The 25,131-nt window shown below is 68.0% G+C and carries 25 protein-coding genes and 1 tRNA gene; 10 read left to right on the plus strand and 16 right to left on the minus strand.

Translation table 11 applies throughout. The features are described 5' to 3' along the window. Positions 1-38: 38 nt before the first annotated feature. A complete protein-coding gene (locus FHU38_RS02410; RefSeq protein WP_167166066.1) occupies positions 39-599 on the plus strand; it encodes a copper chaperone PCu(A)C in 561 nt (186 codons plus the stop codon). Between the two features lie 29 nt (positions 600-628). Further along, positions 629-2,014, plus strand: a complete 1,386-nt coding sequence (gene radA / locus FHU38_RS02415) for a DNA repair protein RadA (protein WP_167166068.1) — start codon at positions 629-631, stop codon at positions 2,012-2,014. 47 nt (positions 2,015-2,061) lie between these two features. Here the strand turns inward: radA and otsB are convergent, their stop codons facing one another. Genes otsB through FHU38_RS02430 form a run of 3 tightly spaced genes read right to left on the minus strand, consistent with a single transcriptional unit; the run spans position 2,062 to position 7,626 of the window. Continuing rightward, positions 2,062-4,593: a trehalose-phosphatase gene (otsB, locus tag FHU38_RS02420; protein WP_167166070.1), complete on the minus strand. Its 2,532-nt coding sequence runs from the start codon at positions 4,591-4,593 to the stop codon at positions 2,062-2,064. Between the two features lie 36 nt (positions 4,594-4,629). Further along, positions 4,630-6,078 (minus strand): alpha,alpha-trehalose-phosphate synthase (UDP-forming), encoded by a 1,449-nt coding sequence (locus FHU38_RS02425; RefSeq protein WP_167166073.1) that lies wholly within the window; start codon positions 6,076-6,078, stop codon positions 4,630-4,632. A gap of 24 nt (positions 6,079-6,102) precedes the next feature. Further along, positions 6,103-7,626, minus strand: coding sequence for a threonine/serine exporter family protein (locus tag FHU38_RS02430; protein ID WP_167166075.1), 1,524 nt, complete (start codon positions 7,624-7,626; stop codon positions 6,103-6,105). 231 nt (positions 7,627-7,857) lie between these two features. Here FHU38_RS02430 and FHU38_RS02435 point away from each other — a divergent pair. Then, a tRNA-Thr gene (locus FHU38_RS02435) sits at positions 7,858-7,930 on the plus strand. Between the two features lie 51 nt (positions 7,931-7,981). Here FHU38_RS02435 and FHU38_RS02440 read toward each other — a convergent pair. Next, positions 7,982-8,851, minus strand: coding sequence for a GNAT family N-acetyltransferase (locus tag FHU38_RS02440; protein WP_167166077.1), 870 nt, complete (start codon positions 8,849-8,851; stop codon positions 7,982-7,984). A gap of 111 nt (positions 8,852-8,962) precedes the next feature. On the opposite strand from FHU38_RS02440, the gene FHU38_RS02445 reads away from it, so the two are divergent. From FHU38_RS02445 to FHU38_RS02455, 3 genes are all read left to right on the plus strand, one after another. After that, entirely contained in the window at positions 8,963-9,544 is a 582-nt protein-coding gene (locus FHU38_RS02445; RefSeq protein ID WP_167166079.1) for a TetR/AcrR family transcriptional regulator, read from the plus strand. Positions 9,545-9,737: 193 nt separating this feature from the next. Next, positions 9,738-10,181, plus strand: a complete 444-nt coding sequence (locus FHU38_RS02450) for a hypothetical protein (protein ID WP_167166081.1) — start codon at positions 9,738-9,740, stop codon at positions 10,179-10,181. After that, on the plus strand, positions 10,178-10,936 hold the full coding sequence (locus FHU38_RS02455; protein ID WP_167166083.1) for an SDR family NAD(P)-dependent oxidoreductase: 759 nt from the start codon (positions 10,178-10,180) through the stop codon (positions 10,934-10,936). Before FHU38_RS02450 ends, FHU38_RS02455 begins: the two co-directional genes overlap by 4 nt. Before the next feature lie 136 nt (positions 10,937-11,072). Here FHU38_RS02455 and FHU38_RS02460 read toward each other — a convergent pair whose 3' ends face one another. Beyond that, positions 11,073-11,819, minus strand: a complete 747-nt coding sequence (locus tag FHU38_RS02460; RefSeq protein WP_167166085.1) for a class I SAM-dependent methyltransferase — start codon at positions 11,817-11,819, stop codon at positions 11,073-11,075. 84 nt (positions 11,820-11,903) lie between these two features. On the opposite strand from FHU38_RS02460, the gene FHU38_RS02465 reads away from it, so the two are divergent. Continuing rightward, a complete protein-coding gene (locus FHU38_RS02465) occupies positions 11,904-12,839 on the plus strand; it encodes a helix-turn-helix transcriptional regulator (RefSeq protein WP_167166087.1) in 936 nt (311 codons plus the stop codon). Between the two features lie 253 nt (positions 12,840-13,092). After that, on the plus strand, positions 13,093-13,407 hold the full coding sequence (locus FHU38_RS02470) for a hypothetical protein (RefSeq protein ID WP_167166089.1): 315 nt from the start codon (positions 13,093-13,095) through the stop codon (positions 13,405-13,407). Positions 13,408-13,489: 82 nt separating this feature from the next. Here FHU38_RS02470 and FHU38_RS02475 read toward each other — a convergent pair whose 3' ends face one another. The 10 genes from FHU38_RS02475 to FHU38_RS02520 all read right to left on the minus strand — a co-directional run bounded on the left by FHU38_RS02475 (position 13,490) and on the right by FHU38_RS02520 (position 22,554). Continuing rightward, positions 13,490-13,906: a YeeE/YedE thiosulfate transporter family protein gene (locus FHU38_RS02475; protein ID WP_167166091.1), complete on the minus strand. Its 417-nt coding sequence runs from the start codon at positions 13,904-13,906 to the stop codon at positions 13,490-13,492. Then, positions 13,906-14,541: a YeeE/YedE family protein gene (locus tag FHU38_RS02480; RefSeq protein WP_167166093.1), complete on the minus strand. Its 636-nt coding sequence runs from the start codon at positions 14,539-14,541 to the stop codon at positions 13,906-13,908. The genes FHU38_RS02475 and FHU38_RS02480 overlap by 1 nt, the downstream gene beginning before the upstream one ends. After that, positions 14,538-14,903 carry a hypothetical protein gene (locus tag FHU38_RS02485; protein WP_243852184.1) on the minus strand — a complete coding sequence of 122 codons (366 nt, stop codon included), beginning with the start codon at positions 14,901-14,903 and terminating at the stop codon, positions 14,538-14,540. The genes FHU38_RS02480 and FHU38_RS02485 overlap by 4 nt, the downstream gene beginning before the upstream one ends. Positions 14,904-15,354: 451 nt before the next feature. Next, a complete protein-coding gene (locus FHU38_RS02490; protein ID WP_167166097.1) occupies positions 15,355-17,211 on the minus strand; it encodes a bifunctional sugar phosphate isomerase/epimerase/4-hydroxyphenylpyruvate dioxygenase family protein in 1,857 nt (618 codons plus the stop codon). Between the two features lie 13 nt (positions 17,212-17,224). Further along, complete coding sequence (locus FHU38_RS02495) at positions 17,225-18,256, minus strand: Gfo/Idh/MocA family protein (RefSeq protein WP_167166099.1); 1,032 nt, start codon at positions 18,254-18,256, stop codon at positions 17,225-17,227. Continuing rightward, positions 18,253-18,687 carry a type II 3-dehydroquinate dehydratase gene (locus tag FHU38_RS02500; protein WP_167166101.1) on the minus strand — a complete coding sequence of 145 codons (435 nt, stop codon included), beginning with the start codon at positions 18,685-18,687 and terminating at the stop codon, positions 18,253-18,255. The genes FHU38_RS02495 and FHU38_RS02500 overlap by 4 nt, the downstream gene beginning before the upstream one ends. Positions 18,688-18,696: 9 nt before the next feature. After that, positions 18,697-19,719, minus strand: a complete 1,023-nt coding sequence (locus FHU38_RS02505; protein WP_167166103.1) for a DctP family TRAP transporter solute-binding subunit — start codon at positions 19,717-19,719, stop codon at positions 18,697-18,699. Positions 19,720-19,749: 30 nt separating this feature from the next. Next, positions 19,750-21,024, minus strand: a complete 1,275-nt coding sequence (locus FHU38_RS02510) for a TRAP transporter large permease (RefSeq protein ID WP_167166105.1) — start codon at positions 21,022-21,024, stop codon at positions 19,750-19,752. Continuing rightward, the gene (locus FHU38_RS02515; RefSeq protein ID WP_167166107.1) at positions 21,021-21,560 is read right to left on the minus strand and encodes a TRAP transporter small permease; all 540 of its coding nucleotides are present in this window, start codon (positions 21,558-21,560) and stop codon (positions 21,021-21,023) included. Before FHU38_RS02515 ends, FHU38_RS02510 begins: the two co-directional genes overlap by 4 nt. After that, on the minus strand, positions 21,553-22,554 hold the full coding sequence (locus FHU38_RS02520; RefSeq protein ID WP_167166109.1) for a zinc-dependent alcohol dehydrogenase: 1,002 nt from the start codon (positions 22,552-22,554) through the stop codon (positions 21,553-21,555). The genes FHU38_RS02515 and FHU38_RS02520 overlap by 8 nt, the downstream gene beginning before the upstream one ends. A gap of 109 nt (positions 22,555-22,663) precedes the next feature. Here FHU38_RS02520 and FHU38_RS02525 point away from each other — a divergent pair, with 109 nt between their 5' ends. Further along, on the plus strand, positions 22,664-23,671 hold the full coding sequence (locus FHU38_RS02525; protein ID WP_167166111.1) for a LacI family DNA-binding transcriptional regulator: 1,008 nt from the start codon (positions 22,664-22,666) through the stop codon (positions 23,669-23,671). 65 nt (positions 23,672-23,736) lie between these two features. On the opposite strand, the gene FHU38_RS02530 is transcribed toward FHU38_RS02525, so the two are convergent. Continuing rightward, a complete protein-coding gene (locus tag FHU38_RS02530) occupies positions 23,737-24,198 on the minus strand; it encodes an excalibur calcium-binding domain-containing protein (protein ID WP_313886643.1) in 462 nt (153 codons plus the stop codon). A 308-nt stretch (positions 24,199-24,506) separates the two neighbouring features. On the opposite strand from FHU38_RS02530, the gene FHU38_RS02535 reads away from it, so the two are divergent. Then, complete coding sequence (locus FHU38_RS02535; protein WP_167166113.1) at positions 24,507-25,130, plus strand: DUF305 domain-containing protein; 624 nt, start codon at positions 24,507-24,509, stop codon at positions 25,128-25,130. Position 25,131: the final 1 nt, after the last annotated feature.

Raw genomic sequence — 25,131 nt, forward strand, 5'->3', positions numbered from 1 at the left:
GTGCCAGGCAAGCCCTTAGCGAGGAGGGACTCGGAGAAGTGAAACGTCGCATGCTGGGTTCGGCCGTGCTCGGTGTCGCACTGCTCGTGGCGGGATGCGGGGCCGGTCAGATTACGCAGACCGACACCCAGCAACCCGCCGTCAACGGCGCGATGGCGGGAGTCGACAACATCCTTATCCGAGAAGCCACGCTGGCCTATCCCGAGGGCGAGCCGCCCGTCGTCTACCCGCCCGGCTCCGACGCCGAGGTCAGCATGAGCATCATCAATGAGGGCTCCTCGCCCGATGAGCTCGTCTCGGCCAGGTCGGACCTCGCCGCCAGCGTCGCCATCGAGGGCACGCGCACCGTCTATCCGGGCAACACGCTCCGTCTCGGTGCCGTGCCCACTGACCTGGAGGACGTCGCCGAGGGCAGGCTGATCCTGCAGGGTCTCACCAGGCAGGTGCGGCCGGGCGAACTGGTCGGCCTCACTCTCACCTTCCGTAACGCTGGGCAGGTGAAACTGGAGATGCCGATCGCCTCGCCGAGCGAGGTGCTGCCCAGCCGGGTCCACGAGGGCGGCGAGGCAGGCGAATCGGAAGCAGGCGGTGGCCACTGACTGTCGGTGGCGGCCGCTAGCGTCTGCTCGTGGTCAAGAAGGGCACCAGCTACCGCTGCGCGGAGTGCGGACTCGAGGTAGCGAAGTGGGTCGGTCGCTGCCCGGAATGTCAGGCTTGGGGCACGATCGAGGAGCGTGGCGACACCCGCCCTCCTATCGCCCGCGTGGCGGCGGGTGCGCCGAGCGCCCCGGCCAGGCCCATCGCGCAAGTCGACGTCGAGAGTTCCAGGGCTCGGCGCACCGGGGTGGGTGAGCTGGACCGTGTGCTGGGCGGCGGCCTGGTGCCGGGTGTCGTGGTCCTGCTCGCGGGTGAGCCCGGCGTCGGCAAGTCCACGCTGCTGCTGGAGGTGGCATACCAGTGGGCCGCCAACGCCGGGGCGGGGCAGCATGACTGCGGCCCCGCGCTGTACGTGACCGGCGAGGAGTCGGCAGGGCAGGTCCGGCTACGGGCCGAGCGCACCGGCAACGTACACGATCGGATGTATCTGGCGGCGGAGAGCGACCTTGGCTCCGTGCTGGCACACGTCGACGACGTCAAACCCGGCTTGTTGATCGTGGACTCGGTGCAGACGATGTCCTCGCCGCAGGCCGAGGGGGCGCCGGGTGGTGTCACCCAGGTCCGCGCGGTCGCTGCGGGCCTCGTGGCGCTGGCCAAGGAGCGCGGGTTGCCCGTCGTCCTGGTGGGGCACGTGACCAAGGAGGGGTCCGTCGCGGGCCCCAGAGTCCTGGAACACCTGGTCGATGTCGTGCTGCACTTCGAAGGCGACAAGCACTCCACGCTGCGCATGGTGCGTGGCGTGAAGAACAGGTTCGGAGCCGCCGACGAGATCGGCTGTTTCGAGTTGCGTGACGACGGCATCGCGGGGGTGCCCGATCCGTCCGGGTTGTTCCTGAACCGGCATGCCGAGGCGGTTCCGGGCACCGCCGTCACTGTCACCGTGGAGGGCAAGCGCCCGCTGCTCGGCGAGGTGCAGGCGTTGGTGGGCAGGTCGAACCTCAACCAGCCGAGGCGCGCGGTGAGCGGGCTCGACTCCGCAAGGGTCAGCATGGTGCTCGCCGTGCTGGAGAAACGTGGCGGTGCCCAACTCGGCGACAAGGACATCTACACGGCCACCGTCGGCGGGATGAAGGTGACAGAGCCCGCTGTCGATCTGGCCGTGGCGTTGGCGGTGTCATCGGCTTTCAACGACACGGCGCTGTCGCCAAGGCTCGTCGCGATCGGTGAGGTCGGTCTCGCGGGGGAGGTTCGCCGGGTTACCGGTGTGGGTAGGCGGTTGGGCGAGGCGGTGCGGCTGGGGTTCACGCACGCGCTCATTCCGCCCGACTCGGGGCCGCTGCCAGAGGGCATCAAGACGCTGGAAGTTGGCGATCTGGCCGGTGCACTACGCGCGGTGGAGTACGTGCCGATGGCCTGAGGCCACCGCTCGCCCGGCGGGTATCGGCCGGGCGAGCGGTGATCGGCTCACTGCTCCGACAGCAGCCGGGCGCAGCGGATGAGGCCGAGGTGGGAGTAGGCCTGCGGGTGATTGCCGAGTGAGCGTTCCGCGACGGGGTCGTACTGCTCCGGCAGCAGCCCGGTCGGCCCCGCGGCGTCCACCAACTGCTCGAACAGCTCCTGTGCCTCGGTGCGGCGGCCGGTCAGCAGGTACGCCTCCACCATCCACGCCGCGCACAGGTGGAAACCGCCCTCGGTGCCGGGAAGCCCGTCGTCCCTGCGGTAGCGGTACACCGTCGACCCGCTGCGCAGCTCCGCCTCGATCGCTGTGACCGTCGACTGGAAGCGCTCGTCCTGCGGGTCGAGCAGCCCGGACAGACCGACGAACAACGAAGCCGCGTCCAGGTCGGTGCCGTCATAGGCGGTGGTGAACGCCTGCACCGACTCGTTCCAGCCCTTCTCCAGCACGTCAGCGGCGATCTGGTCACGTAGTTGCGGCCAGCCTGCGGGAACCGGGCGGTCGTAGACCTCGGCGAGTTTGATCGCTCTGTCGATAGTCACCCAGCACATGACCCGCGAGTACACCCGGTGCCTCGGCATGTGCCGTTCTTCCCAGATGCCGTGGTCGGGCTCGAACCAGCGCCGGGTCACCGCCTCAGCCATGGCCCTGACCAGCTGCCAGTCCTCGTCACGCAGCTCACCTCTGGCCTCGGCCAGCGTCGTCACCAGCTCCACGACCGGTCCGAACACATCGAGTTGCACCTGGTGGTTGGCCAGGTTGCCGACGCGGACGGGCCGGGAACCCTTGTATCCGGGCAGCGAGTCGATCACGGCTTCCGCACCTAGCTGGGTACCCGCCAGGGTGTAGAGCGGGTGCAGCCGTTCCGGACCGGCGAGTGTCGAGAGCACTCCGTGCAGCCACCGCAGGAAGCCCTCGGCCTCCTCCAGGGAGCCCAGCTCGACAAGCTCGCGGACCGTCATGGCGCCGTCGCGGATCCAGCAGTAGCGGTAGTCCCAGTTGCGGACACCGCCGATCTCCTCCGGCAGCGAGGTGGTGGCCGCCGCCATCACCCCGCCGGTGTCGGCGTCGGCGAGGCCACGCAGGGTCAGCGCCGACCGTGCCACCAGGTCGGGTTCCACCGGTGGCAGCTTCAAGGTCGTCGCCCATTCGCTCCAGTTCGAGCCGGCTCGCGCCCTGCGCTCGACCTCGGTGAGTTCGTGCGGACCCAGGTCCGTGGTGCCACACCGCAGCTCCAGCACCACCGGCTTGTCCTGGGACGGCTCGATCAGCGCGGTCGCGGTGTCGTGCAGGCCGTCAGTGGTGATCTCCCACCGCACTCCGGGTGCGCGCAGCACGAACGGTTCCGAGGTGCCGAGCACGCGCAGGCCGTCCTGCTCCTGCAGCAGCCGCACCGGCACGCCGCCGAACTCGGGCCTCGGCGCGAACACCACCGATGCGGCGGTCTCCCCGGAGACAACCCGCACCAGGTCGGTGCGGTGCGGTGGGCTCTCCGGCTCCAGATAGTCGGTGACCAGCAGTCGCGACCAGCGTGTCTCCACGGTCATCGTGTTGGGCAGGTAGCGCTGTCCCAGTGGCAACCCGTTGCGGTGGGGCTTGATCGAGAAGTGCCCGGCGCCCTCGCCACCCAGCAGGTCGCCGAACACCGCGGGTGCGTCCGGTCCGGGATGGCACAGCCAGGTCAGCTTCGCCTCGGGTGTGAGTAATGCCACAGATCGCTCGCTGGCCAGCATCGAAAGCCGCTCGATGGGGGGCGACTGCTCGCCGTAGAGCCAGTTGCGCCGTTCCTCGAGCAGGAACGCGAGGATGGTCGCGACCTCCTCGGTGTCGCCGATGCGGTACTGCGCGCGGGTGTCACCGTCGCCCACCTTCACGCCCAGGTCAGGGCCGGAGAGGCGGGCGAAAGCCTTCTCGTCGGTGACGTCGTCGCCGATGAACATCGCGGCTGTGGCACCCACCTGGTGCCGCAGCGTGTCCAGCGCGTTTCCCTTGTCGGTGCGCACCACGGAGAGTTCAACGACCTCCTTGCCGTCGGTCGTCTGCACCCCTTCCCATGTCGAAGGGCCTTCGTGCACGGCGGTCACGATCCGGCGGGCTGCCTCGCGGTCGGCTCGCCGCACGTGAACGGCCACGCTGGCGGGTTTGATCTCCAGCGAGGCCCCCTCCACGCCGTCGATGATGCGCTCGAGTTCGGCCTCCACGCGCCGGTGGAGATTGCGCGCCTCGGCGTCGAGCGCGTGCACGAACCCGATGTCGAACTCCGATCCGTGGCTGCCGACCAGGTGCACCTCCGCAGGCAGCCGGGAAAGGATCGCCAGGTCTCGCAATGCGCGGCCGGAGATCACCGCCGTGGTGGTCTCGTGCAGGCCGGCAAGTGACCGCAGCGCACCGACCGACTCGAGTCTCGGATGAGCCTCGTCGGGGTTGGTCGTGATGGGCGCCAGCGTGCCGTCGTAGTCGCACGCGACCAGCAGGCGCGGCGTGCGAGCGATCTGCACGATCGCGCGCCGCAGCTCAGCGGGCAGGGCCTCGGCGGTCAACACTCCTCCTTAAGGAGCTTCGCAGTGGTCTGGGATTCAGGCGGCCGTCTCGGACCCGAGCGCTTCCAGGAACGAGCGCGCCCACCTGTCGACGTCGTGTGTCAGTACCTGACGACGTAAGGCGCGCATCCTACGCCGACCTTCCGCGGGGTCGAGCGTAATAGCCTGTTCCAGTGCGTTCTTCACCCCGTCCAGATCATGCGGGTTGACAAGGAAAGCGCTGCTCAGCTCCGCGGCGGCGCCCGCGAACTCCGAGAGCACCAGTGCTCCGCCCAGATCGTGCCTGCACGCGACGTACTCCTTGCAGACCAGGTTCATGCCGTCCCGCAGCGGGGTCACCACCATGACGTCAGCAGCCGTGAAGAACGCCGCCAGTTCGGTGCGGTTCACCGATTGGTGCAAGTAGTGCACAACCGGACGACCCACCCGTGCGAACTCGCCGTTGATGCGGCCGACCATCTGCTCGATCTCGCTACGCATCTGCTGGTAGTGCTCGACCCGTTCGCGGCTGGGCGTAGCGAGTTGGACGAACGTCACGTTCTCCGGCTTCACCCGGCCTTCCTGTAGCAGTTCGTGGAAGGCCTGAAGCCGCAGATCGATGCCTTTGGTGTAGTCGAGTCGATCGACTCCCAGTAGGATGGTGTCCGGATTGCCCAGATCGGCGCGCACCTGCGCGGCGCGGTCGGCCACCGCCTTGGTCCTCGCCAGCGTGTCGAGCCCGGCGGCATCGATGGAGATCGGGAACGCGCCGACGCGCACCGTGCGGTCGCCCACCTGTACCATGCCCGGTCGTGATCGAACGCCCACCGAACCCCGGCTCGGTTCGAGGCCGATCAGTTGCCGCGCCAGCCACAGGAAGTTCTGCGCCCCACCTGGGCGGTGGAAGCCGACGAGGTCGGCACCGATGAGTCCGCGTACGATCTCGGCTCGCCACGGCATTTGCATGAACAGTTCCACCGGGGGGAACGGGATGTGCAGGAAGAAGCCGATGCGCAGGTCCGGTCGCAGCTCGCGAAGCATGGACGGCACGAGTTGCAGCTGGTAGTCCTGCACCCACACCGTCGCGCCCTCACCCGCGACGGCCGCGCTCGCCTCGGCGAATCGCCGGTTCACGCGGACGTAGCTCTCCCACCAACCGCGGTCGAAGATCGGACGCGCCACCACATCGTGGTAGAGCGGCCACAGTGTCGCGTTGGAGAACCCCTCGTAGTAGTCGCGGACGTCTTCGGAGGTCAGTGCCACCGGGTGGAGTACAAGGCTGTCGTCGGTGAACTCGTCGACCTCGACATCGGGCACGCCCGGCCAACCGACCCAGGCGCCCTTGCGGGAACGCAGGAAGGGTTCCAGCGCCGAGACGAGGCCGCCGGGGCTCTGTGTCCAGCGCTGGGTCCCGTCGGCGGAACGTTCCAGGTCTACGGGAAGCCTGTTGGCGACAACGACGAATTCTGCTCTCGCGTTCGACTGTGGTGATCCCGCGGGTGGCATGGTTAAGACACTATCGCGGTGAACTCAATCAAGGCGGCGGCCAGGATCGAGCGGGCCCGCCATTCGTGGCCCCGCGAGCTTGCGTTCCAGCCTGCCGAGTCCGGTACGTAACGGCTGTGCGAGGAACTCGCCGAGCACCACGCCCGCGGCCAGTGCCATACCAATCGCGACAGCGGACATCAGGGTCGTCATCGTTCCGCCATCGGCGAGTTCGGACAGCCCTCGGTAGGTGGCGAGTCCTGGAAGCAGCGGCGTGATCCCCGACACGGCGACGACCAGAGGGGTGACCCGCAGTCTCCTCGCCAGGACGCCGCCGCCGAGCCCCACCAGGGTCGCGGCAATCGCGGAGGCGACGATCGCCGATGTCTCGAACAACTGCATGGTGCCGTAGGCGCCCGCACCGACCGCGCCCGCGGCCGCCGCCACCAGCAGCGGGCGCAGCCTGGAGTAGGAGGCAAGTGCGAAGCACGCGGCGGCACCGGAGCCCGCGAGAAGCATGATCGGCAGCGAGAGCGGGGTGACCCCCGGTACGTCGGGGATGGGGGTGTGGGTAGCGCCCAGCTTGGCCGCCAGGCTGATCGCCCCTGCGACACCCGTGATCAACCCGGCACTCATCAGTGCCACTTCGAGACTTCGTCCTGCCGCGGTGACGTAGTAGCCGGTGATGGCGTCTTGCACCGCCGAGACCGTGGAAAGGCCGGACAGCAGCACGGTGAGTGCGGCCGCCACGACGAGCGTGGGTCGTTCCAGCGAGAACAAGTCCAGGTTCACGATCGCGATGGCCGAGATCGTCGCGATGAACCCGCCGACCACCTGCTGGAAGAAGAACGGCAGCGCCGCCTTGTTCAGCAGCCGCCCGACCCGGTCGACGAGTGCGCTGATAACGAACGCGATGACCGGTGTCCATCCGGTGCCACCGAGCAGCAGGGTGATGAACCCGGCCATGCCGCCCCACGCCAGCGTGGACACCCAACGGGGGTAGGGGTGCTTCGCGGTCGTGATGCGGTGGAGTTCGGTGTAGGCGTCCTCGGCGCTGATTCGACCCCGGATCAGTCGCTGCACGAGCCGTTCGGTGTCCGAGAGCCGGCTGTAGTCGAGGCTGCGCGAGCGGACCACCCGTAGCGCGGTGACCGGAGGCAGGTCGCTGCCGCGCAGGCAGCTGACGGTGATCGACGTGAAGATGACGTCAACCTCACAATGAGGTAGCCCCAGCGCGCGGGTGAGGGTAAGAATCGTCGCGGTCACGTCGGAGGCACCGGCACCACTGGCCATCTGCACCTCGCCGATGCGCACGGCGAGGTCGAGCACCAGGTGCAGGGTGGCCTCGTCGGGAAGCTCCGGCCCGATGGTCGCGTCAGGAGGCGGCTGGACGGCGGGCAGTTCGCCCGTCGGTGGTTCCAGGATGTGCCAGGCGCGTTGCCGGGTCTTGCGGCCGCGTTGCTGTCGCGGGTTTCGCTTGTCGTATTGATCCTCGGCCGGGGCCTCCAGGATCTGCCACGCGTGCCGGCGCCGGGGCGCCGCCGTACGAGCGCGCGGCTTCAGTTTCATCTCCCACCTCCTCACGGGTCCCCGAGGGTGCATCGACTGCCAGGTCCCGGGCGTTGCACGCTGACCACCGTGGCGTGTACCACGTTCATTCATAACGGTGACCGGGCAAGCTCAGACCACGGTAATTGCGTCCGGCCCGTTGGAGGCGGCCGCGGCCGCCTCCGGGCGGTAGGTGTGGCGCACGTGACGGCGGATATAGTGGACGGGTCCGCCGCAGGGGTGGTGGGACAGGCCGGTATAGCTCAGTTGGTAGAGCATCTGTCTTGTAAACAGAAGGTCAGGGGTTCGAGCCCCCTTGCCGGCTCAGCTCTTCGATCATGACACCGGTAGGCACGTCGTGGCCGCGACCGGCTGGTCAACTCCGAGGGTCCCGGCAGAGGTCCCTTACCTCGGGATACCGCCTAAAGCCTGCCGCTTCGTAGGTGGCGACGGCACCGATATTGGAGCTCGGTGTGCAGACCATCGCGCTTGACGAGCCAAGCTGCCGGAGTGCTGCCGCCGCGGCGACAGTGATCGCCTTCCCGTGGCCGTGACCGCGATGTTCCCTGTGCACGCCCATGGGTTCGAGCAGTCCGGGCCTGCCCGGACCGGCCGACCACACCGTCACCGTCGCCACCGCGTCGCCTTCGTCGTCATACGCGACCAGACAGCGGGCGTCGGCGTACGGCAGTCCGGCCGCCATCGCGTGCCAGCGTTCGTCGGTGAACGGCGACCCATCGAACGATGCCCGTTGTAGGGCGGTCCGCACGCGTGCCAGCTCCCGCCGGACCACCTCGATCCGCAAGTCCGGGTCCTTCACCGGCTCGGTGAGGTCGCGGTGCAGCGGCGTCCACGGCTCGCCCGCGCTCCAGCCGTACTCGAGCAGCGGTTCCTGGATCAGTGCGCCCATCGGTGCTTCGACGCACACCTTCCCCCCCGGCAGCACACCGCGGTCCGGCTCGACAAGGTCGGCAACGAGTTGTCGCGCCAGCTCGTCGTCTTGCCGCGCCTGCGGCGCGATCGTCATTCGCAACAGTTTCGGACCGTCCAGCAGCCCGACGGCGAGTACTTCCCCGTCTCGCTTCCAGGTACGGATCGCGGCGGCCGTCGCTTCCGTTCCGAACCGCCAGAACCAGCCCAAATCCCCCGGATGCAGCTGGATCACCCCGTCGCTCTGCCACTCACGTAGCACGCTCACGGCTTCGCTCAGCTTGTCGATAGCGGGCGTGCCCAGCTCGATAGCCATGCGCCGATCGAATACCACCACTCGGGTTCGCATCCGGTTTTCGGCCGGTGATGAAGCGGTGGGCAGCCTCGATATTTGATCGATCGGTCTTGTTTGGGGTAGCTTCTGTGTGTGGCGCGGACGAAAGAGTTCGATCCGGACACGGTGTTGCAGCGAGCGCTGGAGTTGTTCTGGGAGCGTGGCTACGAGGCGACATCGATGGCGGATCTTGTTGAGCACCTCGGTGTAGCCAGGGCGAGTATCTATGCCACGTTCGGGGGCAAGCGTGAGCTGTACCTGAAGGCGCTGGACGGCTATCTGCGGGCGCAGGACCCCCGTGTGGTGGAGCGGCTGTCGCAGCCGGGTCCGGTGCTGCCCGCGGTGCGGGCACTGGTCGAGTCCTATGTGGCCGAGTCGCTGGCCGACGAGCGCCGCCGGGGCTGCATGGTGGTGAACGCGGCGGTCGAACTGGCACCTCGGGATCGCCAGGTCGCCCGTGGGGTGCAGGCGAGTTGGGACACGCTGGAAACCGCTCTGGTGTCCGCGCTGATGCGAGCACGGTCGCAGGGGGAGATCTCCGGGGAGCGGGACCCGAGGGCGCTCGCGCGGTTCCTGCTGGTGATGCTGCAGGGCATCCGGGTGCTCGGAAGGGCTGATCCCGATCCGGCGCGACTGTGGGACGCGGCCGAGCAGGCGATGGCGGTGCTGCGGTAGCCCGTTCCATCCGCGCGACGGGCATTTCCGTGCTCCCAAACAAGAACGATTGATCTAGTATGGCAGGGGTTATGGCTGAGGTGGTGGCGCGCCGAGGAACTGCGAGCGGCCGACGGTTGGCGTTCACGCTTCTGGGAGCGCGCGGCGGTCCTGCGCGCAGGTCACGCTTATCGCGGCGATCACCGTGCTCACCGTGGCGCTCCCGGCGGTACAGGTGGATCTCGGTGTCGACGACGCGGGGCTGGTGCTCGCGAGCTCGGCCTACGGGGTGGCGTTCGGCGGTTTGCTGCTGTTCGGCGGCAGCAGGCGTCCTGCGCCTGCAAGCAGCAGCCCGGCAACGAGCAACGGTTGCGTTCCCAGCCGCACGCGAGCCCAGTCAACCAGCGGGCCCGCGGTCAGTAATGCCACGGCCGGTAGGGCCGTCGCCAATACCGCGATGGAGGTCGGCCCGCCGGTCGGGCTCGCGGTGTTGGTTCCACTCGCCTCCTCCTATGCGGCGTCCCGGCACTACCTGCCATCGGCCGAGGCGACGGGCAAGGGATACGGCTTCGCGTTCACTCTCGCCTTCGCCGCCACGGCAGCCTTGGCGCTGGTCGCGCACCTGGAAATCGGAAGAAGAATCGGAAGGAAGCCATGAATCGTCGTTTCGCAGGCAAGGTCGTTCTCGTCACCGGTGGCGGTTCCGGCATTGGCAGGGCTACCGCCGTGGCATTCGCACGCGAAGGTGCGACGGTCGCCGTGGCCGGGCGCAGTCCCGAACCGCTGGCGAGGACCGTCGAACTCATCGGGGAAGCCGGTGGCGAGGGCAGCGCGATCCCCGCCGATGTGTCTCGCCCCGAAGACGTAGCCGGACTTGTCGAAACCGCTGTGGACCGTCACGGTGGCCTGCACGTGGCGTTCAACAACGCGGGTGTCCTTGCGGCGGGAGCGATCGCCGACATCGACGAGGCGGACTGGGATCGGCTGCTGGCCATCAACCTCACCGGCGTGTGGCTTTCGATGAAGCACGAGATCAGTTACATGCGTGCTCACGGTGGTGGCACCATCGTCAACACCGCCTCCAACCTCGGTGCGCACATGCGGCTCGCCTCGCTTGGCGCGTACGCGGCTTCCAAGGCCGCCGTCAGTGCACTGACCCGAACAGCGGCCAGGGAGTACATCGACGACGGAATCCGGATCAACGCGATCAGCCCCGGACCCATCGACACGACCATGTCGCTGCAACAAGGCGAAACCGAGGCCGACCGTGCCGACCGCATGAAGACGGTGCTGCCCGCCCGCAGGGTCGGGACGCTGGACGAAGCAGCCGCTGCCGTGCTCTGGCTCGCCTCTGCCGAGTCCAGCTACACCATCGGCCACGATCTGGTCCTCGACGGTGGCGCGACCGCATAACCTGGTCCGGTTCCCCGCGCCGGTGTGTGCCACGTGCCGATAACGGCCACACCGGCGTCGGCCGCTGCGGTGGTTGGCACACCATCATGTCGAGCATGTGGTGGGTTCCAGCCGTTGTTCCAGTTCGTTGCCCGGTTCAGCGGCGGGTCGCCTGCACGAAGGTGACCCGGCCGAACCTGTGGTCGGCGTGCGCGACCTCGCCTGCGTCCTCGAACCCGGCTGCCGTCAGCAGGGCGACGATGCCGTTGCCCTGGTTGCGCGCAACGACCGGGCTGTGCGCCACCCTGGAACGCATCAGCCGGGGTAGGTGGCGCAGCGCCCGAAGCAAACCGTGGCCATGGTCGTGCTCGGGTAGGTAGTCTTCCACATTGGACGATGGGCCGCCGAAGTCCGCTATGGTGACCTTCCCACCTGGCCGAAGTACGCGCAGCGCCTCGCGGCCGAAGGCCGTCCTGCCGTCGTCGTCAATGTGGTGCAGCGCCAGCGACGAGACCACATGGTCGGCCGATGCGTCCGCTGTGGGAAATCGGTCGGCATATCCCTGTACGAGGGTGAGTGCCACACCCCGGCGTCGCGCCTTGCGCGCGGCCCTGTGCAGGGCGGCCGCGTCGGGGTCGAGAGCGGTGACCTGCGCTCGAGGCTGTGCCCTTAGCAGGGTGAGCGACAGGTTGCCGGTGCCGCAGCCCACATCGATCACCGCCTGGCCGGGCGCGACGCCCGCCAGTTCGACCGTGCGTTCGTACAACGCGCGAACACCGACCACCCGCGCGAAGGCGTCGTAGCAGGGCAGCAGCCAGCTCTTGCCCGCGCCCGGCAGGAACGACCTATCTCGCTCCGCCGGGGTGCGCTGATCGAGGATGCGTACGCCGGTAGTCGGTTTCATGAGTACTCCCTTTGGCTCGGTTTGCCTTTACCCCGCCAGTCTTGGACATCCTGTGGTCGCCATGCAGGACGTACATTGGTAGGCATGGGACATTCTTCGGTCGAGCGAGTGCGGGGCTCTGCCTCGCGGCTGCGTAGGGTGCTGCCTGACGGGACTCCGGTCTACCGCCACGACCAGCGCCCCGGTCTGCCCCCGGTCTGGGTGACCCGGTTCGATACCGACTCGCTGCCCACCGAACTCCCGTCGAATCACCGGCACGCTCACGACTTCCTCGTCCTGGTGTACATCGAGGAGGGGGACGGCTCGTTCGTGGCCGGCGGCACCGAGCGGCCGTTGCGCGCGGGCTTGGTTCACGCGGTGCCGCCAGGACAGGTGGTCGACGTCGCGGCGGTCGCCGAGCTTGCTCACAGCTACGGGTGGTCGGTCGCGTTCACGCCGGATGCCGTTCCCGCGCTCGCCTCGGTTTCCCCGCTGACGTGGACCCACCACCCGCTGCTCGCGTTGTTCGCGCCCGGCGCGGGCCAGGGTCGGGTTGCCGAGGCCGACCGGGCGCGCTGGTCGGCGTGGTTGGCGGAACTGGCCGAGGAACTCGCCGACCCGGATCGGCTCGGGGCGCGCGACGCCATCGCCGCGCTGCTCACCCGCGTCCTGGTCGCGGCGGCGCGGCTGGTGCCCAAGCCACCGGCTACACCTGACCCACTCGTGCAACGGGTTTTCGATCAGATCGAGGCGGTGTTTCGGGAGCCGGTCTCGGCAGCGGACATCGCTCGCGCACTCGGCTACACCCCGGGGCACCTCACGACGGTTGTCCGGCAGCGCACCGGCCGTCCGCTGCTGGAATGGCTTACCGAGCGCCGCATGACGGAGGTCCGCAGGCTGTTGCGTGAAACCGAACTGCCGCTGGACGTCGTCGCTGCCCGGACCGGGCTACGGGACGCCACCTATCTGGTTCGGCGCTTCCGGCGCCGCTACGGGATCACCCCGCGACGATGGCGCCGCGGCCAGCGAGCCCTGCCCTGACGCTCGGTGCCCTGACGGCTCTCGCCATAAAAGGTCTCGACCACTGCGGCCACACGTTGCTCGCCGATGGTCTCGCACGGTGGGCGTCTTGTCGATCCCCCGGTCAATATTTGAGAAAACCTGCCCGGGAAAGGGAGCGGCTGCTAACGTGACGCCAACCCGTAGCGCTTTCGTTATCGCGCCTTCGGTTGCCGATTCCCAGGTCGGCCGCCGGGGGCCTTCTCCGCGAATGTAAAGGGAGTAACCGCCGGTCATGTCTGACGGAGTCAGAACGCTCCGTGCGTGCAAGGAGGGCCATGTGCTCAGCTATCCGGAAGCGCTCGACAACCGGGCCAATGTGGAGGAGGTGGATCTCGCCTTCTGTTCGTACTGCCCGTGTCGCACGGTCTATCTGGTAGTGATCTCGCCGGGCGAGGGAGCCCGTGTCGCGGCCGTGGGTGGACCGCAACTGTTCGAATGGCTGGAGGAACAGGACTGGCCGAGGTCCACATACGTGGGCCACGACGGCAGCATGTTCCTTTACCGAATGGTGCCGAGTCCGCTTGACCTCATTCTGGCCTTCCAGTGACGGCAGCACGAATTCCGCGTCGCATTCGAAAACCCACCTGCTTCGAATGCGACGCGGAATGTGGTGACGCCCGGCGAGGCCGCTAAAGGCCGCAGGAACCCCGGTCGAGGTGGAAGTACCTCGCGTTGGCCCAACGGCAGATCCACATACCCACCGCGACGCCAGCGATCGTGACGAGCGCAGGAAGGTAACCGCTGCCTACCTGGATGATCGGAATCGCCGGGCAACCCCCAGAGATCGCCCAGCCGGTGCCGAACAGGATCGCGCCCGGCACCACACCCGCGTGGATACGCCCCGGCGTGCGGCGGACCTGCATCACTCCGAAGATCACCACGATGATCGCCACGGCTCCACCGAACGCGAGCAGCATACGGGGGTCCTGAAAGGTGAACATGCGGTTGAGTTCGGCGTAGTCGCCGAAGCCGATGTTGGTGACGACGAAGCCGAGCGCCAGTCCGTTGACGACGCTACCGACCAGCACGGCACCCCTGGTGCGCATCAGATCACCTTCCACAGCAGGAACGACACCGCGACGGCGGTACCGAAGAAGACGGCGGTCGCAAGGAGGCTGACCGGGCGGAGCCTTCCGCAGCCGCTGAGCCCGTGTCCCGAGCTACACCCTCCGGCGAGGCGGGTACCGAAGCCTACGAGTATCCCGCCGACGAAGAGCACAATGATCATGGTGGTGGGGTCGGCGGTGACGATCTTGCTGAAGCCCTCGCCCATGTCGGACTGAACTTCGAAGCGACCGCTGGTGACAGCCGCGATCCAGCCACCGGCGAGGATCGACAACAGCATCGCCGCCTGGGTCACCAGTGGCGCGGGGCGGGACGCCGCGGTGGAAGCGGGCTCCGGGAGTTCGGGGTCCTCCACCAGCGTGTGCGTTCCGCCGGTCCGCGCGGTGCCGTCTGGTTGCGTGCCGAACTCCTCGGCCGTGGCGGCTGCGAGCGCCTCAGCGAGTTCCTTGTCATCGAACTGCGCGTTCATGCGCTCCAGCCTGCGTTCGGACCTCCAGTGCAGGACGCGGTCCCACGCCGAGGACACGCCGAGGGTGCGGTCCGTGGTGAGGGTGTAATTGATGGTGACGAGGGCGAGCCCTGCCGCGCCCGCCCACCAGGGCCAGTAGTTGCTCATACGGAACCTCTCATCCATTCGGCCAGTCGGGTCCACCAGCGCGGCTTGCGCTCGCGTTCCCGGCCGGTGGGTCGTCGCGGCGGTGGTGGTTCGTCGATCCGGTCCTGCCTAGAGCGCGGTGGCGGCTCGGGCCGAACGTGCGCCCGCTGCTGCTCGGCGACACCGCGGGGTCTGTCGTTGTCGAACCAGGACGGTTGGGCCTGCCTTGGCGCGTACGCGCGTGGCTGTGTTGGCTGTTGCGGCCGCTCGGGAGCGGGCCTTGGCCTGCGCCTTGGCTCGACGGCGTCGTAGCGGCCCTCGCCGATAACGTGTCGCAGGTGTTGCGCGTCGTTTCCGTTCGGCAGCAGGGAGATGGGGACCATCTGACCCGTGACGGACAGCTTGTAGCGGGCACAACCGCGCCAACGGTCATCGGTGTCGCAGTAGTGGTCCCGCCATCCGCGCAGACTATGCCGCAGCAGCGGAAAAAGGGGGCACCCTTCAGCGTGCGTGCAACCCACGTCGCTCCGATCCGACCGGCCTCACACCACCCGGCCGGGAAAGGTGGTGACCGATCTCGTCGTTGACAAAACCCCAGCCATCCATCGGTCCCCGAGCGCGCAGGGAGGCTATCGCAACCGACGCGCGAGTAGAAGTTCTCTCAGGAACTGAGAAAACCCAGGTCAGGGCGGGTATATTTCGCTGTGTTGAGCTGGGTTCGTGGAACCGGGTGACGGGGGATCAGCTATTGGTATAGGCCTATCCCATTCAACCGAAGGTCTATACCAATGACCTGAGCCGGGCTTTCGTGACGAGTGAGCGACCGGTGCCTGGTCAATGCGCTTGCCGCTGGCGCCTGGCCTGGCGGTGCGCGGCCATGCGGACCGGCGCGTTGGCCACCCCGTACCCGGCGTACTCACCGACACGCTGAACGACCTCGAAGAACACCCGGGAGCCGAGCACCTCGGTGTGGAAGTGGAGGAACTCCCCACGCTCGTCGGCGTCGTAGAGCACCTGGCATTCCCGCAATCTCGCCAGCAGCGCGGGATCGAGATCGAGCCGGGCATCGAGATCGTCGTAGTAGTTGTCGGAAACGGACAGCAGTGGCACCCCACGCTCTCGCATCGCCCGCGCGGCGGCGAACACGTCGTCGGTGGCGAACGCGACATGCTGCGGGTCCGGAACCCCCGGCGACCAGTCACCCCTGCGCAGGACCGTGCCGTGCAACGCGATCCGCACCAGCCCACGCGGATCGGTCACCGCGCGGTTGCGGACAAGTCCGAACGGGGCGGCGAACTCGCTGTCGTGCCGGGGGTCGAGGCCGAGCACCGCGCGGTAGAACAGGGTGGCCTCATCGAAGTAGTCGAACGGCTGAGCCAGCGCCACGTGGTCGACCTGAGTCAGCCGCGTAGCCACCGCCGGTGGGGTACCGCTCAGAATGAAGTCGCCGAGCCAGTCCGCCTCCCCCGCTCCGCTGCGGCAGAAGAACACCTGCGTGCCGTCCGGCGCGGCCACCGCGGGCAGCTCCGCCTCGTTCGGGCCACGCTCCCGTGGTACCGCAGGGGCCAGGAAGGCATGCGCTCGTTTCGCGGACTCTGTCGGATCGGATGTCTGCACTCCGAGCGCGCTCACCGCGGTCGCGGCCGACCCGCCGGAGTTGAGCAGCACTCGCGCGTCGGCCTGCTGCCACAGCTGCACAGGCTTGGATCGGTGCTGTCCGACGTGCGCGAACCCCATCGCGGCAAGGGCACGCGCCACCGGCGTCACCGCGTCACCGGCAACGGCCACCTCGACAAAGGCGAAACCGGTCGGCCGCGGCGCGGCTACCGGGGCGGCCAACTCGATGCGTTCGGTCACCGGCGCGGGAAGCCGAGGAGCCACGGCCTCCTCGAGTGCGACGAGCGAGCGTATCGCGTCCACGGCCGCACGCCGCGGTGCCGACTGGCGGAACACGTCGTTGAACACCTCGAGCGAGAGTGGACCTCGGTACCCGGCCGCGAGCACGTTTCCGGTGAATCCCGGCAGGTCGAACGCACCCTGTCCGGGAAACAGCCTGTGGTGCCTGCTCCACTGCAGCACATCCATGCGCAACCGCGGCGCATCAGCCAGTTGCAGGAAGAACAGCTTGTCCCCTGGCAGATCCGCGATCGCGGAAACGTCGGTTTGCTGCCGCGACCGCGAAAGCACGTGAAAACTGTCAAGGCACAGCCCCAGCGCCGGATGATCCGCTCGCCGCACGATCTCCCAGGAGCGCTGCCACGTGTCGACGTGGCGACCCCACGCCAAGGCCTCGTACGCGATCCGCAGCCCGCGCCGCTCGGCGCGGTCGGCCAGCGCGCGCAGCTGATCGGCCGCGAGGTCGGCGTCGGCCACCGCGTCCTCCGACACCGACGAGCAGACCAGCAGTGTTTCGGCGCCGAGCCGCTCCATCAGGTCGAACTTGTGTTCCGCTCGGCGAAGGTTTCGACGCAACGCCTCGGGGTCCACCGTTTCGAAGTCGCGGAACGGCTGGTAAAGCTCGACGGAAAGGCCGAGGTCGGCGCACCGGTCGCGTAGCCGCTCCGGTGACCACGGCGAGGCGATCAGGTCGTTCTCGAAGATCTCCACACCGTCGAACCCCGCTGCCGCAGCCGCGTCGAGTTTGTCGGGCAGCGTGCCGGACAGGCACACGGTCGCGATCGCCTTACGCATCAGCCTTTCCTCCTCAGTCGATGGTCACCGGCGCGCCGGTGCGGGCGGCCTCGGCCACTGCCTGGGTGACCCGCAGCGTCCGCAGGCCCTCCCTGCCGCTGGCAAGCGGCGGCTGCTCGCCGCGCAGCACAGCGCAGAACTGCTCAAGTTGCCGCTCCAGCGGATCTGCCATGGGCACCTCGACCTTCGAGGTGACGAAGGGCTGCCACCACGAAGGTGTCCCGTCGAACACCCGTAGCCGCATGGTCGGCACGGAAAGCGAGCCGTTCGTGCCCGCGAGGAGGTAGCAGTCCTCGTCCGGGTGGTGGGGGTAGCGAGGGTCCTCTCGGGAGGTCTGTTCCCAGCTCCGCGCGGAGGCCGCGGCGTCGGAAAGCAGAAAGCTGCCCAGCGCGTCACCGGCGAACCGCAATGTGATCGCCACCGTGTCCTCCACCGGAAAGCCCCTGGTCCGGTTGGACGCGGCTGCCTGCACCGTGACGATCTCCCCGCAGATCGCGCGTAGGTTGTCGATCTCGTGGCTGAGGTTGATCAGGATCGGGCCTCCGCCGGGCTCGCGGCGCCACGGCGCTTGCTCGAAGTAGTCGTCCGGCTTGCGAAACACCGCGCTGCCCTGCACGGCGACCAGCCTGCCGAGCACACCGCCCCGCACGATCTCGGCGGCGACCGCGACCAGCGGGCTGTGCCTTCTGTGATGTCCGACCGCCAGCGGTACCGCGCCCGCTTCGGCGGCACACACCAGCCGCTCGGCATCGGCGACGGAGTCAGCCAGCGGCTTCTCGACGAGCACCGGCACACCGGCATCGACGCAGCACAGCGCGTGCTCGACATGATGGCGGTTCGGCGAGGCGACGATGACCCCGTCCACGCGTGTCTCTGCGAGCAGGTCAGGCAGGAGCGCGTGGCCGGAGCCGCTGCCGGCGTCTCGTGCGGCAGGATCGGGGTCCACAACGGACACCAACTCGCAGCGTGGGTTGCCGCGTACCAGCTCGACATGCCTGCGGCCAATGAGGCCCGCGCCCACGACCGCGATCCGGAGCCTGCTCACGACCGCTCCCGAGCGGCAAGCCAGCGCAACGCAAGCAGGTAACCACTGACACCGCAGCCTGCGATGGTCGCGGTCGCCACCGGCGAGATGTAGGAGTGTGTCCTGAAGGATTCCCTCGCGTGCACATTCGTGATGTGCACCTCGACGAGCGGGGCGGTGAGCATCGCGCACGCCTCTCGCAGCGCCACCGAGGTATGGGTCCACGCGGCTGGGTTCAGCACCACCGCCGCGCCTTCGTCGGCGGCTTCGTGTACCCAACGCAGCATCTCGTGCTCCGCGTCGGTTCGCAGCACCCGCACCGAAAGATCCAGTTCCGCCGCCAGCGCCTCGCACGACCGGGCAAGCTCGGCGAAGGTGACCGTGCCGTATCTGGCCGGTTTCCTTCGGCCGAGCCTGCCAAGGTTGGGCCCGTTGAGCACCCGAACGTTCACCAGAGACGCCTACTCGGCGGACTGCCGCACGCTGCGGTACAGCTCCAACTGCTCGCCGGAAAGCGTCCTGTTGAAGTAGTCACCGGCCCGCTTGGCGAACGCTTCGCGATCCACGTCGGAAACGACCGTCATGTCGCCGCCGCTTCGCCATTGCTCGAGTATCTTCTTCTCCTCCTGCTCGATGCAGTCCCGGTTCGCCGACCTGGTCTCGTGAACGGCCTGCTGGAGTGCTTGCTGCTGCTCGGAGGAGAGCTTGCGCCAGCTGTCCTCATTGATCACTATGAGCTGGGAGCCGGTCTGATGACCGGATAGGCTGACGTGGCTTTGCACCTCGTCCAGGCTCTTCTCCGCGATGGTCGGCACCGGGTTCTCCTGGCCGTCGATGATGCCCTGTTGCAGCGCCAGGTAGACCTCCTCGAACGCCACCGCGGTAGCGCTCGCCCCGACGGCTTTGGCGTTCTCAAGGTAGATCGGTGAGTCCGGGTAGCGCATCCGAAGTCCCCGCAGGTCGTCCGGAGTGCGGATCGGTTTGTTCGCGGTGAAGTGGCGCATCCCGAAGAACCACACGTCCAGGATGCGTGCCCCGGTCTCCTTGGCGAAGTCGTCCTTCAGCTTCTTGGCCGCTTCGCTGTCGAAGAATTCGAAAAGCTGGTCGGCGCCGTCGAAGGCGTATGCCATGTCCAGCACGCCGATCGACGCATAGGTGGCGGCCAGCGCCGAGGAGCCCTGCACATCCATGTCCACGTCACCGGACATCAGCGAGGTGAAGCGTTCGGTGTCCTCGCCGAGCTGGCTGTTGGGGAAGGTTTCGATCGTCACGCCGTTGCCTTGCTCGTTGATCTTGTCGGCCACCGCCTGTATCCCGCAGCGGGTGTGCGGGTGCTGGGTCGTGTAGCTGTTGGCGAACGAGAGGGTGACCGAGCCGTCCGACGAGTCGCCGTTCTCGCTGCCGCTCATCGCGGTGCAGCCCGTGGCCAGCAGTGCCGCGGCGGACACGATGGTGAGTAGCCGGTACCTGTTCTTGGTGGGCATCGTCGCCTCCTCCAATGGTTTCGGTTGGGGTCACAGCCCGAGTGCCGCGGGCAGGAACGTGACGACTGACGGCACGAACGTCACGAGCATGAGCACGGCGAACAGCGGGATCAGGAATGGAGCCGTGCCACGGAAAACCTCGTGCACGGGCAGCTTGGTGACCGGGCTGAGCACGTAGAGCACGGCACCGATCGGCGGGGTGAGTAAGCCGATCATCAGGTTGATGATCGTGATGACGCCGAAGTGCAGCGGGTCCACACCGAACTCGGCGGCGATCGGCAACAGGATCGGCACCGTGATCACCAGTACCGAGGTGCCCTCGAGCACCGCCCCTAGAAAGATCAGCAGCACATTGATCAGCAGCAGGAACACGAGTTGGCTGTCGGTGAAGCCGAGCAGCAGCTCTGCGACGGCGGCAGGCACCTGCTCCCGAGCGAGAATCCAGGCCAGCAGCCCGGAAGCGCCGAGGATCAGCGTGATGGAGGCGGTGGTGGCCGCCGTGTCACGCAGGATCGCGCCGAGGTCGCGCGCCCGGATCTTGCGGTAGGCCATGCCCAGCAGGAGCACGTAGGCCGCGCCGACGGCGGCTGCCTCCGTGGGGGTGAACAGCCCGCCGAGAATGCCACCGAGGATGATCACCGGAGTCAGCATCGGCCCGAGCACCCGCAGCGTCGCCTTCCGCAGCCGCGCCCAGTCGAACGGCTGCGCCTGCAACTGCGACTGCCTGCGTGCCCAGACGAACACCGCGACGGCCAGTCCCGCTGCCATGAGGAACGCGGGCACCACCGACGCCGCGAACAGCGCACCCGTGGATACCGCCGCGATCGAGGCATAGATGACAGCGGGGATGCTCGGTGGCATCACCGGACCGATCAGGCTGGACGCCGCTGTGATGCCGACCGAGAACCGCTTGGAGTAGCCCTTGCGCACCATCGCCGGTACCTCGACCTTGCCTAGGCCGGCGGCGTCGGCGAGTGCGGAGCCGCTCATCCACGAGAACCCGAGGCTCACCCCGATGTTGACGTAGCCGAGGCTGCCCTTGATCCGCCCGATGACCGACAGTGCGAAGTCGAACAGCCGGTCGGCGATGCCCGCGTGGTTGGCGATGACCCCGACCAGGATGAACAACGGCACCGCCAGCAACGGGAAGCTGTCGATCGCCCCGGTGACCTCACGCATGCTCAATCCGAGCGACTGCCCGTTCATCGTGACGTAGGTGATGCACGGACCCAGCAACGCGAACGCGACAGGAACTCGCAGCGCGAGCAGGACGATGATCCCGGCGGCAAGCAGCGCCATGTTCATGCCGAAGGCTCCTCTTTCGAAACCGGCGCGGGCGCGAAGACCGCGACGACGGAGCGGACGGTGGTCAGCAGCAGCCCGACAAGGGGAATGACGTAGAAGTAGCCGACCGGCAGGCCGAGTGCGGGTGAGGTTTGCCGCGACGGCGAGGCGACGAGTTCGAATGCCTCGTAGGCCAGGTTCAGGCACACGACGGCGACGGTGATGTTGGCGAAGACCCACACCAGGCGGCGCATCAGGCCGGTGGTCATGTGATCGATCAGCTTGAGTGTCACGTGCGCATCCCGGCCGAGCAGGTAGCCCGACATGGCGAAGGTCAGCCAGACCAGGCTGAACCTCGCCAGTTCTCCTGTCCATACCCAACCACCGGTCGGCAGGTACCGCTGTGCCGCCTGCAACAGCATCAGCGCGAAGATCACGGTGAGCAGCAGGCCGCCGACGACCGCCTCCGCGAGCGACAACCAGCGCAGTGGAGCCGGTTCACCGCGACCGGGTGGCTGCGCGGTCCCTTCGTGGTTGCTGCCGGTCGGCTCAGTCATCGCTGTTCTCCCGCCAGACGGACAGGTCGATCCAGGACTTGCCGGGCGCCGAGCGGGCCAGCGCGAAGGCGCTCGCGGCATCGGAGGGCAGGAAGCGTTCGTGCAGCACCTCGGCAGGCTGGATGGAACCGTCCACAACGGCCGCTACCGTCTCGGAGAAGTCGCCGGGGTGGTCGTAGATGAGCGAGCCACGGATCTCCAGCTGCCGCCTCGCGAGTTCCATCGGCGAAACCGAAACCGGCTCGCTGCCCATACCGATCATCACGATGGTGCCCAAGCGCGCCACAGAGCGCAGCGAGATGTCCCAGGTCTGCGGGGTTCCCGCGGTGTCGAACACGATCGCGAAGCTGCTCTCACCCGTGGCGGCCGCCTTGGTGGCGCCGATTCGCTCGGCGAGTTCCAGCCTGCCGGGTATGGGTTCGACGACCAGCGGTGCGGCGCCGGCGGCGAGTAGTGCCTGGCACAGGAACAGTCCCTGCGAACCGGCGCCGACCACGAGGCACTTCTCACCGGGCCGCACCTGCGCGCGGCGCACGGCCGCCCTCGCGACGGCGAGCGGCTCCACGCACGCCAGAGTCGCGTCGGAGATCGAATCGGGCACCGGCCAGGTGAAGCGGGCAGGTACCGCTACCTGCTCCGCGAGAAGTCCGGGAAGGTTCATGCCGACTATTCCCCGGCCCGCGCAGGCCGAGGTCGCACCCGCCAGGCAGGCATCGCATTCGAAGCAGCTGTAGTTCGGTTCGACGACCACGCGCTGCCCGACGTGCCGCTGCGTGACATCGGCGCCGACGGCGAGGATTTCACCGCCACCCTCGTGCCCCATCACCCACGGCAACGCCGGCGGCTCCCGATGTCCTTCGTGGACAGCCAGGTCGGATCCGCACAGGCCCACCGAGCGCATCCCCACAAGGACCTCGTCCGCCCGCAACCGGGGTCGCGGCCAGTTTTCGACCACCTCCACTTGGTGTGGCTTGGTCAGGACGACAGCCCTCATCAACCGTTCCCTCTCGACGCCGAGCGTTTCTGGCGGCCGACCATAAGTGGGCCGACAACCGGATGGCAAGCGGTTGCCATTTGTTGCCACAGCGGGCTAGTGTCGCGGCGTGCTCGAGGATGACGGGAAGCGACCGACCATTTACGACGTCGCGAACGAGGCAGGGGTGGCGCCGTCAACGGTGTCGCGGGCACTGGCTCGGCCGGACCGCGTGAACGCGCGGACGCGCGAGCACATCCTCGCGGTGGCGACGCGGCTGGGGTACCGGGCGAACCCGATCGCGAGGGCGCTGCCGTCCGGACGCACCCAGACGGTGGCGCTGTTCGTCGCCGACGTCACCAACCCGCACTTCTTCGGCATCATTCGCGGAGCGGAGCAGCAGACCCGCGCTGCCGGTTGCACGCTGATCCTCGGCGACACCGAGGAGTCACCCGATCTGGAGTCCAGCAACATCGAGCGGCTGAGCGGGTCGGTGGACGGGTTCGTCATCGCCGCCAGCCGGATGTCGGACAGCCGGATCAAGGAACTGGCGAGCAGGCACCGGTTGACCCTGGTCAGCAGGCAGGTGGACGGCGTGCCCAGTGCGATCGTCGATCACGAGGACGGTACCCGGCAGATCATCGAGCACCTTGCCTCGTTAGGCCACACGTCGGTGGTCTACCTCGCGGGTCCGCGAAGGTCCTGGCTCGCGGCCAAGCGGTGGCAGGTGATCAGGGCGACAGCGCGCCAGTTCGACATGACGGCGGAGCGACTCGGTCCGTTCCCGCCAGCGGTTCGTGGTGGCGCCGCCGCGGCGGACGCAGCGATCGGTAAGGGCGCCACCGCCGCCATCGCCCACAACGACCTGCTGGCGATCGGCATGCTGCGGCGGTTCGCCGACCGAGGGGTGCGGGTGCCGCACGACATCAGCGTGGTCGGTTACGACAACATCTTCGGTGCCGACTTCTGCTCGCCGTCGCTCACCACGCTCGCCGGACAGTTCGAGGAGGCGGGCCGGATCGCGGTGGATCTGCTACTGGGTGTGCGTGACGGCATCCGGCGGTCGCGGTCGGGCTCGCAGGTGGTGTTGCCGTCCCACCTGGAGATTCGCGCCTCTACCGGTCCTGCCCCGCGTTGACCCACCGCAACTGGTGCTCGCCCGGCGCCGCTGGTGCAAGCCCGCGCGGCGCCGGGCGAGAGCGATCAGCGTTGCTCGGACCTGCGTGCCAGCCGCATGGTGAACACGGCGGTCGCCGTCACGGCTCCGAGTCCCGCTACGCCCAGCAGGATCGGCATCGCCGCGGAGTCGTCCCCGGCCGCCGAGCCGTCGCCGGTGTCGACGCCACCCATCGGAACCCTGTGCACCTGGCCGTCCGCGCCGGGTCGCGGCTGTTCAGGTGGAGCAGGGGGAGCCGCCGACTCCGACTCCGATTCCGGCGGCTGCTGCGGCGGGCCGACCGGAAGTTCCTCGCAGAGCTTGCCGTCCTTGTCCCTGTCGAGTTCCCAGGCGTCCTCGGGGTCGAGTTGCTCGTGGGCCTCCATCGCCTCCTGCTGCGTCGTGAAGTCGCCGCAGTCCTTGTCGCCCTGGGCTGACGCGACACCTGCCATCGGCAGGGTCGCGCCTGCCGCGAGTACCAGTACGGCCATGGCTTGGCGGAATCGCACGGGCATCTCCTTTCTGTTGGATCGCACAAAAGATCACGTACCGTGAGCCGGTTGTTGTGCTGAATGACCGAATAGCGCCGAGTGTGAGTGGTGTCGCTGGCATCTGCATTTCCGCGCGTAATCAGGCCATGCTGACGGGTGACCGGCTGCCGCCACGGCGCTTACCCCGCCCGTACCGTTGCGTGCCGGGTTGTCCTTTTTGCCTAGTGGCACGCGACCGCGCGTCCGGTGCCGGTTTCGCGCAGGTCGAAACCGCTTATCATGCCCTGGCCGTGGTACCGGCCAAGGACGCGACCGAGAGGAACCGGATGGCTTCGAAGAAGTACCTGCTAGGGGCATGCGCCGCTGCCGTGCTCGGCTTGGCGTCCGGCTGTGACAGCGATGTCGAAGGAAGCGCCGAGCCGAAGAGCGGTGCTCCTGCCGCCAGCGTTCCCTCGGGCAGCGCCACGGGTGACGAAGCCGCGCCGAGTGAGCACAACGCCGAGGACGTGAAGTTCGCGCAGCGGCTGCTCCCGCACCACGAGCAGGCTGTGGTGATCTCACGACTGGCGTTCGAGCGCTCCGCCGATCCGGAGGTGACAGCGCTGGCGCGGCGCATCCACGGTGCGCGCGGTCCGGAGATGAAGCAGCTCATGGCGCTGTTGCAGGGCTGGGATGAGCCGGTGGCGCCGCCCAACCATGGCGACAGCATCGGCCACGGCGACTTCGGGTTGCTGTCCGAGGAGGAGTTGCAGCGGCTTGAGCAGGCCTCGGGTACGGAGTTCGACCAGGAATGGCTGCGGTTGATGACCGAGCACCACGAGGGTGCCGTGGAGATCGCCGAACTCGAACTGCGGGACGGGGTGGACTCGCTCGCCAAGCTGTTCGCTCAGAACGCGGTGGACAGCCAGAACGGCGAGCTGGCCGAACTGCGGAGCCTCGCGGCGGGCTGAG

This window comes from Saccharomonospora amisosensis (assembly GCF_011761185.1).
Taxonomy (GTDB): domain Bacteria; phylum Actinomycetota; class Actinomycetes; order Mycobacteriales; family Pseudonocardiaceae; genus Saccharomonospora_A; species Saccharomonospora_A amisosensis.

Bases quoted from the DNA above. Each gene is read 5' to 3' on its own strand.
- FHU38_RS02425 (WP_167166073.1), bottom strand. From the start codon at position 6,078: ATGCCACCCGCGGGATCACCACAGTCGAACGCGAGAGCAGAATTCGTC.
- FHU38_RS02430 (WP_167166075.1), bottom strand. From the start codon at position 7,626: ATGAAACTGAAGCCGCGCGCTCGTACGGCGGCGCCCCGGCGCCGGCAC.
- FHU38_RS02440 (WP_167166077.1), bottom strand. From the start codon at position 8,851: ATGGCTATCGAGCTGGGCACGCCCGCTATCGACAAGCTGAGCGAAGCC.
- FHU38_RS02455 (WP_167166083.1), top strand. From the start codon at position 10,178: ATGAATCGTCGTTTCGCAGGCAAGGTCGTTCTCGTCACCGGTGGCGGT.
- FHU38_RS02460 (WP_167166085.1), bottom strand. From the start codon at position 11,819: ATGAAACCGACTACCGGCGTACGCATCCTCGATCAGCGCACCCCGGCG.
- FHU38_RS02465 (WP_167166087.1), top strand. From the start codon at position 11,904: ATGGGACATTCTTCGGTCGAGCGAGTGCGGGGCTCTGCCTCGCGGCTG.
- FHU38_RS02470 (WP_167166089.1), top strand. From the start codon at position 13,093: ATGTCTGACGGAGTCAGAACGCTCCGTGCGTGCAAGGAGGGCCATGTG.
- FHU38_RS02475 (WP_167166091.1), bottom strand. From the start codon at position 13,906: ATGCGCACCAGGGGTGCCGTGCTGGTCGGTAGCGTCGTCAACGGACTG.
- FHU38_RS02480 (WP_167166093.1), bottom strand. From the start codon at position 14,541: ATGAGCAACTACTGGCCCTGGTGGGCGGGCGCGGCAGGGCTCGCCCTC.
- FHU38_RS02485 (WP_243852184.1), bottom strand. From the start codon at position 14,903: ATGGTCCCCATCTCCCTGCTGCCGAACGGAAACGACGCGCAACACCTG.
- FHU38_RS02490 (WP_167166097.1), bottom strand. From the start codon at position 17,211: ATGCGTAAGGCGATCGCGACCGTGTGCCTGTCCGGCACGCTGCCCGAC.
- FHU38_RS02505 (WP_167166103.1), bottom strand. From the start codon at position 19,719: ATGCCCACCAAGAACAGGTACCGGCTACTCACCATCGTGTCCGCCGCG.
- FHU38_RS02510 (WP_167166105.1), bottom strand. From the start codon at position 21,024: ATGAACATGGCGCTGCTTGCCGCCGGGATCATCGTCCTGCTCGCGCTG.
- FHU38_RS02515 (WP_167166107.1), bottom strand. From the start codon at position 21,560: ATGACTGAGCCGACCGGCAGCAACCACGAAGGGACCGCGCAGCCACCC.
- FHU38_RS02520 (WP_167166109.1), bottom strand. From the start codon at position 22,554: ATGAGGGCTGTCGTCCTGACCAAGCCACACCAAGTGGAGGTGGTCGAA.
- FHU38_RS02535 (WP_167166113.1), top strand. From the start codon at position 24,507: ATGGCTTCGAAGAAGTACCTGCTAGGGGCATGCGCCGCTGCCGTGCTC.